This is a genomic window from Paenibacillus allorhizoplanae, from assembly GCF_927798215.1.
GTDB lineage: Bacteria > Bacillota > Bacilli > Paenibacillales > NBRC-103111 > Paenibacillus_E > Paenibacillus_E allorhizoplanae.
In genome coordinates, this window is sequence record NZ_CAKMMW010000001.1 from 21,894 (window position 1) to 39,830 (window position 17,937).

At 43.8% G+C, this 17,937-nt stretch carries 11 protein-coding genes and 1 pseudogene; 1 reads left to right on the plus strand and 11 read right to left on the minus strand.

Annotation, left to right across the window (positions count from 1 at the left end; translation table 11 throughout):
* Positions 1-20: 20 nt before the first annotated feature.
* From L6I86_RS00085 to L6I86_RS00135, 11 genes and pseudogenes are all read right to left on the minus strand, one after another.
* Positions 21-1,595: an ABC transporter substrate-binding protein gene (locus tag L6I86_RS00085; RefSeq protein WP_236283882.1), complete on the minus strand. Its 1,575-nt coding sequence runs from the start codon at positions 1,593-1,595 to the stop codon at positions 21-23.
* A 78-nt stretch (positions 1,596-1,673) separates the two neighbouring features.
* Entirely contained in the window at positions 1,674-2,585 is a 912-nt protein-coding gene (locus tag L6I86_RS00090) for a carbohydrate ABC transporter permease (protein WP_236283883.1), read from the minus strand.
* 24 nt (positions 2,586-2,609) lie between these two features.
* Positions 2,610-3,584, minus strand: coding sequence for an ABC transporter permease (locus tag L6I86_RS00095; protein ID WP_236283884.1), 975 nt, complete (start codon positions 3,582-3,584; stop codon positions 2,610-2,612).
* A 297-nt stretch (positions 3,585-3,881) separates the two neighbouring features.
* Entirely contained in the window at positions 3,882-5,723 is a 1,842-nt protein-coding gene (locus tag L6I86_RS00100) for a sensor histidine kinase (protein ID WP_236283885.1), read from the minus strand.
* Positions 5,611-7,251, minus strand: coding sequence for a response regulator transcription factor (locus tag L6I86_RS00105; protein WP_236283886.1), 1,641 nt, complete (start codon positions 7,249-7,251; stop codon positions 5,611-5,613). The genes L6I86_RS00100 and L6I86_RS00105 overlap by 113 nt, the downstream gene beginning before the upstream one ends.
* A gap of 190 nt (positions 7,252-7,441) precedes the next feature.
* Positions 7,442-8,824: an RICIN domain-containing protein gene (locus L6I86_RS00110; RefSeq protein ID WP_236283887.1), complete on the minus strand. Its 1,383-nt coding sequence runs from the start codon at positions 8,822-8,824 to the stop codon at positions 7,442-7,444.
* 363 nt (positions 8,825-9,187) lie between these two features.
* Entirely contained in the window at positions 9,188-10,435 is a 1,248-nt protein-coding gene (locus L6I86_RS00115) for an MFS transporter (protein ID WP_236283888.1), read from the minus strand.
* Positions 10,436-10,452: 17 nt separating this feature from the next.
* A complete protein-coding gene (locus tag L6I86_RS00120; RefSeq protein WP_236283889.1) occupies positions 10,453-10,878 on the minus strand; it encodes a MerR family transcriptional regulator in 426 nt (141 codons plus the stop codon).
* A gap of 410 nt (positions 10,879-11,288) precedes the next feature.
* Positions 11,289-11,912: pseudogene (locus L6I86_RS00125) on the minus strand (YfbR-like 5'-deoxynucleotidase); the annotation flags it as partial.
* Between the two features lie 113 nt (positions 11,913-12,025).
* Entirely contained in the window at positions 12,026-14,410 is a 2,385-nt protein-coding gene (locus L6I86_RS00130) for an ATP-binding protein (RefSeq protein ID WP_236283891.1), read from the minus strand.
* Between the two features lie 86 nt (positions 14,411-14,496).
* Positions 14,497-15,381, minus strand: coding sequence for a helix-turn-helix domain-containing protein (locus L6I86_RS00135; RefSeq protein WP_236283892.1), 885 nt, complete (start codon positions 15,379-15,381; stop codon positions 14,497-14,499).
* Positions 15,382-15,493: 112 nt separating this feature from the next.
* Between L6I86_RS00135 and L6I86_RS00140 the strand changes: the two genes are divergently transcribed.
* Positions 15,494-17,881, plus strand: a complete 2,388-nt coding sequence (locus tag L6I86_RS00140) for a glycoside hydrolase family 2 TIM barrel-domain containing protein (RefSeq protein ID WP_236283893.1) — start codon at positions 15,494-15,496, stop codon at positions 17,879-17,881.
* The last annotated feature ends 56 nt before the right edge of the window (positions 17,882-17,937 follow it).

Sequence of the window (17,937 nt, forward strand, 5' to 3'; positions counted from 1 at the left end):
GTAATCACCTCTTGCTCTTCCTATTTTTTGTTTTCTTTCCACCAAGCATCGATTTGCTTCTGAAGCTCTGCACTAACTTTCTCAAGTCCTGCTGTTTTCAACTTCGCATTACGTTCATCAAGCAATTTCGAAGGATTCGGCACTGCCCCCGTACTAGTCACTTTATATTCGTTCACGATTGTCGTTAACTGAGCAATCTCATTCTTCACATTCGTGTCATCGAAAACAAATCCAATTAACGGGAAGCGTTTTGCATCATTGTTGAATTTCTTCCAGCTGTCATACAGGTCGTCTGGTTGACCAGGTTTCATGTAGTTCAAGAATTGGTTACCAAGCACCCAGAATACTTGGCTATCATAACCGGAATCTTTAATCGGTTCGATACGGTTTGGACCTACTTTTTTGTAGTGTTTGCCTTCAATTCCATTGACAAGAAGGTTGATTACGTAAGGATCTGTATGAAGGTAGTTAAGAACCATCATCGCTCTCTCTGGGTTTTTCGAAGTTCTGGAAATGGAAAGCATGGAACCTGTTGCCAAATCCGTCGTTACAATTGGCTCCTCGATAACGCGGGAAACCCAGTCATACGCGCCGTTGTCGGCAATCTTCAACTCAATATCAGAACCTGGCTTCCACACTGTGGATTGCACCCAAATTTTACCTTGCTTACGAATTTCCCCAATATTTGTCGTTACCGTAGCTGCATCAGCATTGGTATACCCTTTTTCATAATATTTACGGTACGTTTCTGCATCGGATTTATTCAAATCAACAATATCTTGATCCAGCACAGTTTTAACCTTCATATCCGTTGACTTATAATCCAAGAAGAACATCGGCATTTTAGCAGGAGTTGGCCCGATCGGACGATAATTCGACTTGGATTCATACATCATGAAGCTCGCGCCGTTAGAAGTCCCGCCTGCAACATAGTTATTGATGATGTCCGGATTATCTTTTTTTATCTTTTCAAAATACGGCTCCAAGTCTTCTACCTTATTGATCTTGTCGATCGGAATTTGATACTTGTCAATGATATCCTTACGGAATGTCCAGGCTTTTCCCTGTGTGATTTCTTTATCCGTTGGAACCGCATACAACTTTCCTTTATAGCGTGGTGCTTCTAGATATAGCGGGTGAAGCATTTTTTTCGTTTCTGGCGCAAATTTATCGAGCAGTGTATCAAGCTCCAAGAAGGCACCCTTCGTCACATTCGCAGAGAAATCCAGCCATGAAGCTGTGAATACGAGATCCATTTTCTCACCCGTGTTCATCATCAACTCTGTTTTCTTCTTATAATCGGCTGAAGCAATTGGCTGGAGGGTAACTGTTGTGTTGATTTTTTCTTTCAAATATTTATTTAGTTCTTCCTGAACGAGCGCATCGTCCTTCATCGGTTTGGCTTGATAAAGGAGAGAAACATCATAAGGCTCCAATGTTGCTTTCGGACTAGCTGGAGCTGCTGAACTGGCGGCAGTCGATGCTGGACTTGCAGATGTACTTACTTTGCTATCACTGGAACACGCTGGCAGTACTGCGGTTAATCCTAGCGCTAGCGCCATAGGGGCTAGCATAACTGATTTTCTACGTTTCATTGTGGACCCTCCTGTAATGAATATTATAAGAAACGGCTGATGAAAGCGAGTAGCAATCCGCAGCCGGTATTACTGTGATTAACCCTTGACGGCACCGACGGTTAAACCTTTGACGAAATATTTTTGAAAGAACGGGTAGACAATCAGTATGGGTCCCATAGCAATAAAAGCTAAGGCCATTTGCAGTGACTCATTGGGCAAATTCTTAAGCAACTCTGGATTCTGAGCAGCTACCGTAAGATTCTCGCGGATATACTGAACATCTTTCAGCACGCGCAACATCAGGAATTGTATGGGATACATATGCTCCTTATTGATGAAGAGCAAAGCATTGAACCAATCGTTCCAATAATTAATCGTTGAGAATAAGGCCATCGTCGCCAGCACTGGCAACGATAAGGGAAGTACAATGCGTAAGAAGATACGCAGCTCACCTGCTCCATCAATTCGCGCAGATTCAATCAATGCGGGATGAATCGTTGACTGGAAAAATGTACGCATAATAATCACATTGAATGGAACGATTAATAGCGGTAGGATCAAGGCCATGTACGAATCTTTCAGATGAAGCGTCTGGGTATAGATCATATAACGACTCACAATTCCGCCGTTAAATAACATCGTGAAAAAAAGAAAGAAAGTAAACACGGTACGATAAGGATAATCCTTGCGAGATAAAGGATACGCGTATAATGCCATCAGTAAGACACTTAATAGGGTGCCTACAACGGTAATTCCAATAGAAACTTTGTAAGCATTTGCCATCGTCGTAAAATCCTTGAATACGGTCTGATAAGCGATCAACGAGTATTTCGAAGGGAAGAAGCTGTATCCTTCATTGATCAAAGAATCATTATGTGTGACGGATACAATGATGACGAGGATGACAGGTAGTACGCAGGCTAGCGATAATAAGATGAAAATGACATTAAGTATTGTCTCAGCCAGTGGGGAAATTCGGTTTTCCCTTCGATACGATTTGGAAAACATCAGGTTCACTTCCTATCCAATCAATTAGAATAAAGCTTGATCCGAATTTATTCGACGGACTGCTCCATTCGTCAGAAATACCATAATGAAGCCTAGAACCGACTGTACCATAGCTGCTGCTGAGGACATGCCGATATCATTCAGTTGCGTCAAAACACGGTACACATACGTATCTACTGTATCGGTGGCTGGATATAAGACGCCAGAGTCTAACGGCACTTGGTAAAATAGTCCAAAATCTGAATTGAACACATGTCCCATATTCAGAATTGTAATGATGATGATAATCGGCATAATCGAAGGTAGCGTGATATGCATCATCTGCTTCCACTTCGAGGCTCCGTCAATGACTGCTGCCTCATAATACTCAGTATCAATGCCGGCGATTGCTGCGATGTAGATGACGGCACCAATACCTACGCCTTTCCAAGCGCTAACCACGATGAGTATGAATGGCCAATATTCCTTCACCATGTACCAAGACACCGGTTCTTTACCCAGCCATTCCATCACAGTGGAATTAATGAAGCCATGTGTCGGGTGCAGGAACGCATAAACAAGATAACTAATGACGATCATGGATAAAAAATGGGGCATAATTAGGAAACTTTGATAGCTCTTGACCGCTATTCGGCTCCGGAGCTCATTGAGTGCCAAGGCAATAGCCACGGATAAAATCAAATTCACAATCATAAACGTCATGCTGTAACCTACCGTATTTCTTACAATCCTCCACAAAGATCCATTAATAAATAGAAATTTGAAATTATCGAAGCCAACCCAAGGACTCCCCCAAATACCATCGACATAGTTGATTTTCTTGAAGGCAATGAATAGCCCGAACATCGGTAAATAATTATTAAGCAATAGCACGAGGGCTGCAGGCAATAGCATCAATGTCAGCGTTCTGAATTGCCAGAAGCTCCGCCAAAACTTAACTCCCTTTGCGCGGTATCGTGTCTGCCCTGCCTCTCGTGCAGGTGCGGTTGTCTCTCTCACTGCGTCCACTCCTTTCTCTGTTAAATAAAGTATAGAATACGGAATACCTTATTTCGATGATGTATCCGCATAAGAACGTGATGAATACTCATCAAGTATTTGTATGGAAAAATCACTACTCTTTGTGAAAATACGACCGCGCCGCGACTCCTGACACACTCCCCAAAACCTTAGAATAGTCGGCATGCACCTATCCTTGCGCACAATATTTGTGCGCTAGCGAGCGACTGGTCACCGATTTGTTTTGCAATTTTTATTAAACAAAAAATCCGGCCCAGGGCCGGATCATTACTCACGTTATTCACTTGGATGAATCGGAATCACAATGGTGGCGATAAGCCCGCCGCCGTCCCGCAGACGGTAGCTTAACCCATAAGTATCGCCATAATGCAGCTGTATACGTTGGTGAACATTACGTATGCCATATCCCTTGTCGTCCATTTCCCCGCTGACAATCATGCGGAGCTTATCGAGATTCACTGGTATGAATCCATTGTCCTCAACTAGGATATGAATCTCATCTTCGACGCGTTTCAATCGAACCCACAGATGGCCTTCCCCATCCATACTCTGAATACCATGGAATATCGCGTTCTCCACTAGTGGTTGGATGATGACCTTGGGCATTTTGAACACTTCGAGGTCTTCATCAATGTCCCAGAACACTTCGAAGTTCCCTGGATAACGCTTCATTTGAAGGCGAATATAGGCACGAACATGCTCCAGTTCTTCGCTGATCGGAATCATGCTCTTCCCTTTGCTTAACCCGATGCGCAGCAGTTTCGATAAGTCTTTGACCATGCCGCCAACATCGTGATTGCCGCTTTCTAGCGCATACCAGTAGATCGAATCTAATGTATTGTAAAGCAGATGCGGCGTAATTTGAGAATGGAGTGTGTTCAACTCCTGTTCCTTCTGTTTGATTTTCATCCCATAGTTTTCTTCAATCGATTCATTCAGCCTGCCCGTCATACGAATAAACGCCGTGTACAAAACGCCGAACTCATCCGATCGTGAACGTGATGACGGATCTCCAAAGTCAAAAGGTCTGCCCAGCTCATACACGCGTGTGAATGTGACTAACCGAGCCAAAGGTTTAATGATATTTCGCAGCAAATACAAGACGAACAGCAAAACTAAAACTAAATAGATGGCCAGCATCACCATGATTAACTGTTGAAAGCTCGTTTGTTTTCCCATAATGGAATCCAACGGAATCTTATAGATTAATCGTGTATTGAAGTTAAATTCATAGGAAACGGCGTAGAGATATTTGGATTCCGAATAATAATAGCCATTTGATTTATTGCGAAGGTCATCTGGCAATTCCGACAGTTCCATGTCTGCCGAACCAGACTTCAACAGCAATTCGTCCCGGTCATCGAATAAGAAGACCCCTGCATGATCGGGCAGTTGGACCGAAACGAGATTTTTGGTCAATAAAACCTCAACTTTGGAAACAGCTAGAAAACCAATCAGTTCATCATATTTTTCCGGATTCAAAATACTTCGTGTAAACGTCACTGTTGGCTGCCCTGAACTCGACTTGGCTAGTCGAAGACTTCCAGCCCCTTTCTCTTCTTGGGTCTGTAAAGCCCATTCCGGGTAAGTACTGCTGCTATCCAGATAAATAAGCCCCTGCTTTTTATAAAGTGCATTGATTGGAAATGGTCGATTTCCTCTATTCGCCATATAGATGGCATATTCGGTGCCATCTGATGACCAGCGATCCAGAATCGTATCTGCTTCGCTTAAGGCATTTATTGTCTCAATATGAGTCCAGAAAGCAAATTGCTTGGGGTTGCTGAAAAAATGATTATCCAGAAATGTTACCGTCTTATCTCTGACTGAAGACAACGAATTCTCCACCGTGGCATGATTCTGCTTCACTAACTGAAGCATCGTCTTCCCGACCTCGTCCTTAATCGTAGCGGAGGTTCGAGAGAAGGAGATCCAACCGACTATCAGAAACGGCCCAATGATGAACAAACAGAATGCCACAATGACTTTATATTGGAGCTTCAGTTTAATTCCCCCTGATCTCTTTGCGATAATCTGCCGGAGAGATTCCGATGAAACGTTTGAACATTCGGCTGAAATGCTCCGGCGACTGATACCCCACTTGATACGAAATTTCATACCGCTTCAGATCGGTTACAGCAAGCAAACGCTTCGCTTCCTCAATCCGTACCTCGGAGACGAAGTCCCAGACATTTTTGTTTGTTTCCCTTTTGAACAAATAACTCACATAGGCTGCACTGAAATGCACTTCACCCGCTATATCCTGAATCTTCAGCTCATGATTGCCATAATGATTGTTAATGTAAGCCGTTATGCGCGATACGACCGTCTGATCCCTCTCGCTAATACAGGCACGGATCACATCAGAGAGCCCTTGAACATACTCATGTAGACAGGCTACTTTCCGGCTGATTTCCATACCTCTGAAGTATACATCCGGATCATACTGACGGAAGGAACTGCTTGATTCTTGTCCATTATCAAAAAGTAATCCATACAAACGATACACCAATAATCCGAAGCAACTATGAAACAAGCCATCTGAATGCGTCACGTTTGCTAGTATTTTCACCGCGGATTGCAGCTCCTGCGCAAGCCTTACTTCATCCACCGTTTTCATGTGGAGCACGATCTCTTCCACCATGGCTGCCCATTCCATCATCCTCATATTGCCTAGAGCCGACATATCTTCATAATAAAGCACGTTATTATCAGGGTGCAGCTTGCGCCATTCAATGGCCGCATTCGCCTCTTCCATCAGCTTCGGCAGCATCGACAAATCCGGGCTAAGTGTACTCATCCCGACGGTGACGTCTACGTTCAAATATTGCTTCAGATTAATAATGATCGTTTGACCGATCAGATTCAATTGCGAATTCATCGGCAACCGCGTGTCCACGTTATCGGATGCTTCCAATTGGATCACACAAACAAGCTGATTACCAAATCCATAAAAGGCTACGCCGCACCAATCCGATAGACTTTCTTCCAATATATTCACCGAGGCATATTTCAAAAGCTTTCGGTCCATTAATGTAATGTCTTGATTACTGAATCCACCCTTACTCAGGTTCAAATGAACGGCGGCGATACCATACCAATAGCCTTGCTCTTTGAGCGAGCTCCCGATTTCACGAAGAAGATCTTCATAATCTTTCTCCTGCAGATCGGTTTCCGTTACCAATTCGATGAGCGCTTCGTGCCTCTTTTTGAGCAAATGACCATCTTGGCTACGATCCGCCTCTGGACGTTGCAGTGTCAGTCTGCCCATTTCTTTCTTCTCTTGGAGGGCTTTGCCGACAACGCGCATGAGTTCATCCAACTCTACGGGCTTGATTAAATAATCCTTGGCACCTAATCGGAGCGCTCTCTTGGCAAAGTCAAACTTCTCATGGGCGGAAATAACAATGACTGGAAGATGAGGCTGTTCCAAAAGAATCGCTTCCATCAGTTCGATCCCATTCATCATCCCCATCTGTATATCCGTCAATACGAGATCATAAGTGTCCATGCGTAAGCAATCCAATGCCTCAAACCCATTCGAAGCGGTTTCCACATGATCGATTCCCAGCTCTGATCTCATCAAATAACTTTTAATCCCCGCACTAACTGTCGGTTCATCATCCACGACCAGAATTTTATACATCGCCGGTTCCCCCCTGTAAGACAACCTACTGCCAAATATCCTCTATGATACCATGTTAGCCTTCGGCTTTAGCCCTGTCTATGATAATTTCAGGGAAGAACGTGATCAATTCTAGGACGCTGACACTCGTATGAATCAGGAAATAAAAAGAGGAAGGGAATAGGTTCCCATCCTCTTAAGACTAATCCATTTAATTAATCGTCCACTGCTGATTATTGCCGCCATTCCACGTATATTGGATGTTCTGTCCACCATCCGCTGTGGAGCTGCCACTGATATCCATAAATTTACGGCTATTGCGATTCTCGATGGCATAATAACCATTTCCGAGATCGACCAGCAGCCATTCTTGATTCTTACCGCCATTGCTTGGATATTGAATGTTCGTTGCGCCATCCGCCGTGGATTGACCATTTATATCCATATATTTGCCGCTTTGTTTGTTTATAATACTGTAGTAACCATTCGCTTTCTTCACGAATTGCCATCTCTGGAACAGCGACGTCGTATCCGTAAACTGCTGAATCGGTGCTGCACTAAGTGTTTTATCCGTGCCGCTAACGGCCAATGACTTATTGCTATTCCGATTGAGTATCTTGTAATTCGTAGTTGAATTAATGCTGTAATTCGATCCCGAAATCGTGCCAGTCGCCGTATCAATTGTTAATTTGTCATAATACGTAAGGCTCATAGAAGTATTCGATGGGAAGGATATCGGCAGGAATACGTACCTCGAGTCATTCACAATGCCTCCCCATGCACCTGCCCATCTATCCCCAATATAGAGGTAGGATGTTGTAGAAGTGCCCTGAACAGGGACAATGTAAGCTGGCTGTGAATCAAATGACGTACCGTCTCCGACGTTGCTAAGCGCACTCCATGTCCCTGCGATGCTAGTTGCTGTCCCATATTTCATTTGATTCGGCGCCCAGCCGGTTGCTCCCGAGGTCACGAGGAAGTAGACGCCATTCCTTTTGAACATAGCTGCTGCTTCACGTTGAGAACCTACCCAAACCTTCTGAACTAAAGAGGCGATGGATCGGTAATCGGAAGAAAGCTTATAGATATGCGTATCTAAATTTTCCCTGGCAGATGAAATGAAATAGGCAGATCCATCATCATCCACGAACAAGGTATCGTCGCGAGACATGTACTGACCTTGTGGTTGGAAGCTGCCCTGCCAAGTGTAGTTGCCATCAATAGTAGAAGAGTACGCAACTGCCGCTCTTGCTTCGCTGTAATCTACGCCATTTTCTTTATGCATCCACATCACGAATTGACCAGTAGAGGCATTGTAAATGACTTTAGGCCGCTCAATATTCGCAGTCGCGAGTTCAGGTGCTGACGAATGTTTGAGCACATTATTGCGGAATTCCCAGGTTTTGAGATCTGTGGAGCGGTAACAAGCGACTAAGTTATCCCCGCTTCTATTTTCGCCGAACCAGTAGTAATACGATCCTACTTTAATAATACCTCCGCCATGCGCTTGCAAAAGATTTCCTGCACTATCCTTTATTTGAACGCCATTACTTGGAATGGTAACGCTTGCAGCTTCAGCCTTTTGTGTGGTCAAAAACAATGATAGGAAAAGTGCAACAATTAATCCTGCAATGAACAACTTACTTACGTATTTTTCATTTGAATGAACGTACACGGCTCTCATCCTTTCGTTCTAAACTGAGACAAGCGGTACTTCAATCCTACTGAGATATCCATCTTTCAGCTTTATGTTCACCCCCCATTCCTCATCCAACTGATGCTAATGGTAGAGGATTCATGGGCTATTTCATAGTGAATTATCACAAGTTCTATGAACAATTCGAACATTGGGATTCCCCACTTTCGCCACATTCCTGAACATTTTGTTTGTCCATCCCGTGAAAGTTACCTAGAACAAACAAAAGAGCCTCGCTGATTAGCGGGCTCTCCGAACATTTTAATGCGCACTCTCAACATCATCGACATGTTTCAAATGTTGGTGGTTCAGCCAAAGATAAATGACAGCCACAACAACACATGCGCCGCCGACGATAAACGGCATATGTGGGTTAAACCATTCAGCTAGCTTGCCTGCCAGGAATGGAGCGATGGCCCCTCCAATGAAACGCAAGAAACTGTAAGCCGCCGACGCTGTTGGACGTTCGACTGGTGCCGCGTTCATAACCGCGGTTGTGATTAAGGTATTATTATTTCCAAGGAAAGCGCCTGCGATGATGACAGCGACGATAATGACGGTTTTATCTGTCGTCCAGTTCGCCATGACAAACAAAGTAACAGCGAACAGAAGTAATTGAACACACATGGACGGTACTGTACCAAAGCGTTTCTGCAGCTTCGGCGCTGTAAAGACAGAAGTAAACGCAAGCATAAGTCCCCAACCTAAGAAAACGTAACCGAGTTGATGCTCATCCAATCCTAATTTCCCCAATACGAGTGCAGCGTATACAAGCAAGGTGAAGAATCCGAAGTTATATAGAAAAGCTGCGATTCCAAATGTACGAAGTGCTTTGAATTTTAAGGCGCGGAACGGATCGGCCAATGAAGCTTTCTTGGGACGAATTTGAGTTTGTGGTTTAGGCATAATAAAAAGAATCATAAAGAAGGCAATGACCATAAGTCCGGCTACGCCGATGAATGGACCTCTCCAAGAGATAGCACCAAGCTCTCCCCCTAACAGAGGGCCTACAGAGATCCCCAGACCAACGGCTACTTCGAACAAAATAATGGAACGTGCGACACCTGTTTTGGACAAAGATACGATCGCTGACAACGCCGTAGCAACGAATAGCGCGTTACCGAGTCCCCATCCCCCACGTAACCAAACAAGACTCCAAATACTATTTGACATACCACCTAAGGCAGAGAAAAGAGCAATGATGATGATGCCAGCGAGCAACGTTTTTTTGATGCCTAAACGGGACGAGACGACGCCTGTGATCAACATGGCTACAGCCATGACGGCATTATAACTTGTGAATAATAAGGTAACATCACTATGTGATGCATGTAGCTTCTTAGCAATAGCGGGTAAAATCGGGTCGACTAGACCGAGACCCATGAAAGCGATAATACTGGCGAAAACGACCGCCCATACCGCTTTCGGTTGACTAAACATACTGACTTTCTGCGCATTCTGATGCGGCTGTGCGGCCGTATTGGCCTTGCTCGTAGCTGTAGGTTGCATGTTTCAGAAGACTCCTTTTATGTTGACATTTTAGTGATACCATCGTTGATTCGTTTCTGAATGTGTTCAATTTCTTTGCGAAATTCAATCATTTTGTTGAGCTTCTGATCTACCATTTCTAGCTGTTGGTCGACCATGACCTTCATTTCTTTTAGTTGCTGCAGCTTTTGCTCAGCTTCACCAGTTTTCAAATAGACTTCTTTTTGCTCGCCCATTTTCTCTCGAATCGCAACGAAATCCAGAATCTCCATGAGTGAAAATCCAAGAACATCTCTGGCATTCACGATTTGACTCAACCTTTCGATATGCTTACGTGTGTATAAGCGCATGCCGCCTTCACTTCGTTCTGGCGGAAATAATAATCCGATTTCCTCGTAGTATCGAATCGTTCGCTTCGTCAATCCGCTCTCTTTGGCCACATCATCAATTTTGAATTTATCCATGTATACACTCCCATCCACATCGTTACCTATCGCGATGTGATTATCATAATCTTTTCAAACGTTAACGTCAACGTTAACTTTTAAAGATATATGCATCGCCTAATTATCAGGTTTAGTATGCACAACTAATCGCTTTCTATTCGATCAGGCATCAAGCTGCTGGAAATGGTTTCGAGGAGTTCACGACGAGCAAATGGATATCCGTTCAAAAAGAGTCTCGGGTACTCCCAATCTAATTGAACGTTTGGATTAGAACAAAAATAAGCATGTCTAATCAATGATATCTCATTGATCGAACATGCTTTTCTCCATGCCTATTTTCATGTTTGATACACTTCATTCACTGACATTGTAGATACATTACGATTTCCTACCTTATTCGCCATTCTTCCTTCTACGTTTTGAACGTCAGCCAACGCCTCTTCCGTTATCCTTTTGATGTCAACAAGTGAAGCCATCTCATCATTTACTATATCGGGGAGAATGTTAGTTAAGAAATATTCCACACAAAATAAATCAATGTTTTTGATTTTAATTAAAGCATTTCGATACATGGTAACGAATTCTTTTTCTGTATTTCCCTTTTGTATCTCAGCAAATGCCTCATACACTTGATCCATTTTATCTGCAACTTCCAAAATCAGTCCTTCTATTGAACCGTCTTTACCTTCTTGCAGTTGTTTATGGAAAGTCTCTTTAAACTCTGCGGGGATATGTTCCTCAATAAAGTTATAGACCATTCCTTCTTCTACTTGTTGTATCAAAAGTCGGAGTTCATGTGACGCATGTTTGACAGGCGTTTTAATATCTCCAATGAAGATTTCACCATAATCGTGGCTGCTGGTAATTTCATATAGCTTTTTCCAGTTAATTCTGGCGCCATTCTTCTCTTCGATGTCCGCAAGTGTTTTGGCATATTGAACAACTTTCCATGAATGAGCCGCTACACTATGTTCTTCAAATTTGAACTTCCCTGGACATCGTATGATTCTTTCTAGCTCATTTAAAGACCTAAAATAAGTATGAATGCCCATAGTTGTAATCTCCCTGTTTGTATAGTCGGTCCTTCTTTGTATTATACAAGCTACCTGTTAATTGGAGATTAAAACTACGTCGTACTATTGTTAACATATAAGCTGCCACCCGGTTATGAACACCGCAGAATCTCGAGCAACATACCCGACAATTGGCTAGGTGGATATGGCTTGACGAAATACATGTTTGCCCCAATTTCCTTCCCCTTCTCAGTTTCGTCCAGTGCGGAAGAAATGAAGATAGGCAAGTCATGCAAGGCTGGATCTTCCTTGATGAGATTGATAATCTGCCATCCGTCAATACTATTGTTTAGCATGATGTCAACGATAACCGCAACTGGCTTCTTCATTGGCATCTCTTTAACCGCTTGTTCGCCAGTCGTGTAGTTGATGACTCGAAAGCCTTTCTCAGTGAGTTCCTCAGTGAGAAGTTCCGTCAAGCTGACGTCATCCTCGATGAGTACGACGGTTTTACCTGTGAATTCATGTGCTGCAGCGGTTAGCAGCTCTTCCCCGTTGGTAATCTCAGGCATCGAAATCAAAGGAAAGCTAACGCGGAACGTACTTCCTTCTCCTAGTTTTGAGGTAACAGAAATTTCGCCGCCATGCGCCTCAACAATGCCCTTCACAATCGCAAGACCTAACCCCGTTCCACCAATGGCTCTACGATCTGAATTATCAATGCGATAAAACTTCGTAAACAGCTTTGGAATGGCTTCTTCCGGAATTCCCAATCCCTCATCGGTAATGTCAACAAGAGCTTGATTACCAACATGGTAAAGCTTCGCCGTAATCCGTCCGCCTTCTGGTGAATACTTGACTGCGTTGCTAACGAGGTTCATGAAAAGCTGCGTCAGATTATTCTGATCTCCTGAAATAACATACGGTATATTAGGGATATGAACGTTGAATTCATGCTTCGTGGAGCTTCCTTGCTGCAAAGTGAAGACGCCATTTAATACCTCAATGAGATCAACTGGATTCTTCTGGTGAGTCGATTTACCCGATTCCATCCGTTGGACATCCAGGAAATCATTAATTAATGCGGTCAGCCGAACAGTCTCTTGATGAATTGTTTTCAAATATTTCTGTTGCTTTTCTGGACTCATCTCTTTGGTCAGCAATCGTTCAGCAAAGCCCAATACACTGGAAAGCGGTGTACGCAGCTCATGACTTACTGTACTTACGAACTCCGACTTTAATTGGTCGACTTCAGCTTGTTTCGTCATATCACGATGGACAAAAACCGTTCCGATTCTCCCCGTTTCTCTATACAACGGCTCCGCATAAGCTTGAATGACCCTTCGCGTCGGAGAGGTGATCTCATACATGTAAGACCTTTCCTCCAGCGCTTCTTCGCTAATCTGTGAGATCATAAACGACTTTAAGTCACTGTTATCCTCAATTACATGCGAAGTTGAAGAGATAAACTGGGCTAACTGGATATTTGACATGGACTGCCCCACAGGAATACCAAATAATTCATTCATCGTTGAGTTAGCCTTTACGATGATCCCCTCGACATTGACGAACTGAACGCCTTCTTGAATGGTATCCATAATGTCTCTCGTAAGCGCTCTTTCGCTCATCAAGAGTTCTTCGTTTTCTTCCATTTTACGCAGTAATTCCTGAAGCTCTTCCTGCTGCATCTGTAGCTCTTCCTGCTGGGCAATTAACTCTTCATTCTGCGACAGGAGCTCTTCTTCCTTCACTTGAATCTTCTGCAGCATGGTGTGAAAGGACCGATTGAGAAGACCAATTTCATCGTTCCGCTTGGACATTTCCAGCTCAACCGACTGCCCTAATGACACTTTTTCTGCGTGATCTGCCAGTTTGCGCAGCGGTCTGCCCATGTTCCTGGCCGTGATCGATGTCAGGAAAGTAATGAATACCAAAATGCCAAATACATACGCAAAAAATACATAATTGAGATTGGATAAGGTCTTAAACAAGTTCCGCGCTTCTGTTTCCGATTGGGACGAGTTCAGCATCGAAATGTCATTAATTTTGCCTAACAAATCATAGATACTTGTCCCTACACTGCCGTTAGGTGTCGTTGCACCAGCTTTCACTATGGCCAATGGATCCTCGTTATGCGCTAGCTTTACGTATTTCGGAAATACATTTTCAAAATAATTTTTCTCAAATGACTTTAACGTTGTAAGTAGCTCTTTCTCCTGATCAGTTAAAGGAAGCTGCACAAATGTCTCTATTGCTTTCTCTAGATCCGGCTTTTCCTTCATAACGGCCTCATATTCAAACTCCTGGCGGAAGGCGTAAAAGGCCCTTGCATGCAAAAAGATTTGATTGTAGTGGAGATAGATAGAAGCCGTAGCCTTTTCTTTCTCTTTGAGCAGCGTGATGCGCTCTTGATAAGACTGTTGTACATGATGGCCAATGAATGAAACACCAATTGCCCCAACCATGACAAGCAATGCGAAAAACAATATCATTCTAACAAATCGACGGGATAGGCTCGACTTCACAAGATTAGGCATGGCAGATCTCCTTTACACGATCAATTCACCAAAATTCGACAAATTCCTACTTGACCAATTCGGTGACTGCCATGAAATTCCTCTAATTATAGTTCTACCTGATCCTTATATCGACTGGGCGGGATTCCCACAGCTTGGCAGAACACTCTGCTAAAGTACAAGGGATTGTCATAGCCGACAATGGAAGCGACTTCTTTCACATGTAAGGAAGTTTCTGAGAGCATCTTTTTAGCTTCATTGATACGAATATTGGTTACATATTTGCCTGGCGTCGTTCCCGTAACATCCTTGAATTTATGGATAAATCGATAAAGACTCAAGTTGCACGTCTTGGCAAGCTCCGAAACGACCAAGTTCTGACTATAATTTTCGTGCATGATTTCCATGATCCTATGGATGTCAGAATGGTGGTCATCTTTTCCTTGATTTTCAGTTCTTTGCAGCCTTCTACCTAGTAGCGCGAGCAAGGTGAGTAAATAGGCTGTCGTCACATGCTCATTGAAAGGCTTCTTCATATTCAGTTCGTGGATGATTTTTTTAAACAACTCCCCCACTTCATCTACAAGGCCAACGGTTTGAATAGAGGCGTCTAGTAGTCCATATTGTTGTAAATAGTCCTGCACACCATGCCCAGTAAAATGAATCCAGTACGCCTCTGTGCCATCTTTCGCGAAATACGTGTAATTTTGAGGCTCGTTGGGAGCATACACGACGATTTGGCCTTTATGCACTTCTTGTGACTGGTGATCCAAGCAAAAGGTTCCTTTCCCGCCCACCAAATAAATCAACTGATAATCAACACGACCTTGTTCGCGCTTCCGATTCAAATCAATGGTCATCAGCTTCTGATAACCGCAACAATTGACCGTCAGCAAGCAGTCATTCCGCTCAACGCCTTGTTCATACCAATCGTCTAGCGCATTGCCGGATATATTAATCATCACAATCACTCCAATAGCAATTTTGTGCATACTAATAGCAATATGTTTTATTCACTTACTCCATTTCTAATCTTATAATGAAAGCGCGACACCGTAAATCCTTGCAATTTTGTGAATGCTCAGATGAGAAGGGAGTAAGACGATGAATAGGAGCAGAATCATTGAAAATATCAATGTGAATTGGAAGTTTCTCAGAGGGGATGAATCCCAAGCCTGGTACAGAGGTTTTGAAGATTCAAGTTGGCGTGATGTGACGCTTCCTCATGATTGGTCCGTTGAAGAACCATTTTCACAAGAGCATTCCAGTGGTACAGGCTACTTGCCTGGCGGCATAGGTTGGTATCGTAAAAACTTAGTGCTTCCTCAGGAATTGGCAGGCAAACGCGTAAACATTACCTTCGAAGGGGTCTATAATAACGCCCAAGTATGGTGCAACAGCTATTATCTGGGGAAACGTCCCTACGGCTACAGCAGTTTTACCTATGACATCACTGATTTCATCTCCTTTGGGAAACAGGAAAATATCATTTCTGTCAAAGTGGACCACCAAGATATTGCTGACTCCAGATGGTTTACTGGGTCAGGCATTTATAGAGATGTTTATATCACGATCACAGATGCGATACATATCGATCACTATGGTGTATTTGTTACAACACCTGAAGTTTCGGAAGATCAAGCTACCGTTGCTGTTAACATACGATTATCCAACGAGTCACAAGCAGATGAGACCATTGAGCTTTCCAATACCTTAAGGGATGCGGGCGGAAGCCTGATCGAATCCGTAGGCGACGAGATTGTCGTTAAGACTGACTCCTGTATGGAAATAAATCAAACGCTCATCGTGACTTCCCCTCATCTATGGTCTCCTGACACCCCAGATTTGTACGTCTTATGTACGGAGATTAGGAAGAATGGTGAAGTCATCGACCACGTGAACACCACTGTGGGCATTCGGTGGTTTGAATTTGATGCCGATAAGGGCTTCTTCTTAAATGGCGTGAATATGAAAATAAAAGGTGTATGCGTTCATCATGATGCAGGAACACTCGGTGCTGCTGTTCCAGTCACCGTATGGGAGCGTAGATTGCAGGCTCTTCAAGAAATGGGCTGTAACGCCATTCGAATGAGTCATAATCCGCCTGCTCCTCTTTTGCTCGATTTATGCGACCGCATGGGATTTCTCGTCATTGATGAAGCGTTTGACGAATGGGAAGGCGTGAAGCACAAATGGTCCACAGGACACAACGTGTACCCGCCTAAGCATTTTGGCTACTATGAGGATTTCCCTCAGTGGGGAGAATTGGATATCAAAGAGATGGTTTTGCGGGATCGGAATCACCCCTCTATCATTTTATGGAGTATCGGAAATGAAGTAGATTATCCAAATGATCCCTATTGTCACCCGTATTTTCAAACCATGACCGGCAATAACGATGCCAACAAACCTGCCGCCGAGCGCGAATATGATCCGAATAAACCGCAAAGTGATAGACTGACTACGATCGCAAAAAAACTAGTGCGCTATGTGAAGGAATGCGATATGACTAGACCCGTTACTGCCGCTCTGGCCTTTCCCAAATTAGCGAATTTAATTGGCTATGCGGATACATTGGATGTGGTGGGCTACAATTACAAAGAGCATCTCTACGAGGAGGCGCGGCAGCAATATCCGAATCGGGTTACCTTTGGCAGTGAAAACAGCGCGAGCCTAGAGGCCTGGCTTGCCGTCAAAGACAACGACGCGATATGTGCGCAATTTATTTGGACAGGAATCGATTATATGGGCGAAGCCAAAGGCTGGCCTATTCGAGCTTCGCAAGCCGGATTCATGGATCTTGCCGGCTTTAAGAAAGCCAGCTATTACTTCCGTCAGAGCCTATGGAGCGCGGAACCGATGGCTTTTCTAGCCACGGCTAGTAAAGAAGATCCCGCTTATACAAGTATCAAAAGATGGCATGGCGGTGCGCCACACTGGAACTGGAAGCCTGGCGATCAGCTGGATGTCATCTGTTATACCAACTGCGAGGAGGCAGAGCTCTTCCTTAATGAACGGTCGCTAGGAACGAAGAAGCTGAATGATTCTTCGCTAGGCTACCTGACATGGGAAGTCGGCTTTGAGGAAGGGATTTTGAACGTCGTTGCCAGAAGCGCGGAGGGTATCGGATGTGCATGTACGTTGGAAACAGCCACACAACCGGACCAATTGATTTTACGGGTAGATATATCAGAATTGAGTGCTAATGGACAGGATATTGCTCATATTGAGATCGAGATCACAGACAGCCATGGTAAATATGTGTATCTCGCAGACGATCTCATACGACTATCCATCGATGGACCTGGTGAAATCATTGGCATAGAAAACGGCGATGTACAGGATTTAGAGCCGTATCGCTCAAAATTTAGGAAAGCCCATCACGGCAAGCTGCTTGCCTATGTTAGAGCTGGCATCACGTCCGGCCAGATCGTCGTGAAGGCTGAAGCACAAGGCTTGGTCTCTGGTACGGTCGTCATTGATGTGAAATAGTAGATGAAACCAACAAATTCACATAAGAATAACCCGTTAACATCCAATTGCGCGGA

Bases quoted from the DNA above. Each gene is read 5' to 3' on its own strand.
- L6I86_RS00085 (WP_236283882.1), bottom strand. From the start codon at position 1,595: ATGAAACGTAGAAAATCAGTTATGCTAGCCCCTATGGCGCTAGCGCTA.
- L6I86_RS00090 (WP_236283883.1), bottom strand. From the start codon at position 2,585: ATGTTTTCCAAATCGTATCGAAGGGAAAACCGAATTTCCCCACTGGCT.
- L6I86_RS00100 (WP_236283885.1), bottom strand. From the start codon at position 5,723: ATGAAATTTCGTATCAAGTGGGGTATCAGTCGCCGGAGCATTTCAGCC.
- L6I86_RS00105 (WP_236283886.1), bottom strand. From the start codon at position 7,251: ATGTATAAAATTCTGGTCGTGGATGATGAACCGACAGTTAGTGCGGGG.
- L6I86_RS00115 (WP_236283888.1), bottom strand. From the start codon at position 10,435: ATGCAACCTACAGCTACGAGCAAGGCCAATACGGCCGCACAGCCGCAT.
- L6I86_RS00120 (WP_236283889.1), bottom strand. From the start codon at position 10,878: ATGGATAAATTCAAAATTGATGATGTGGCCAAAGAGAGCGGATTGACG.
- L6I86_RS00130 (WP_236283891.1), bottom strand. From the start codon at position 14,410: ATGCCTAATCTTGTGAAGTCGAGCCTATCCCGTCGATTTGTTAGAATG.
- L6I86_RS00135 (WP_236283892.1), bottom strand. From the start codon at position 15,381: ATGCACAAAATTGCTATTGGAGTGATTGTGATGATTAATATATCCGGC.
- L6I86_RS00140 (WP_236283893.1), top strand. From the start codon at position 15,494: ATGAATAGGAGCAGAATCATTGAAAATATCAATGTGAATTGGAAGTTT.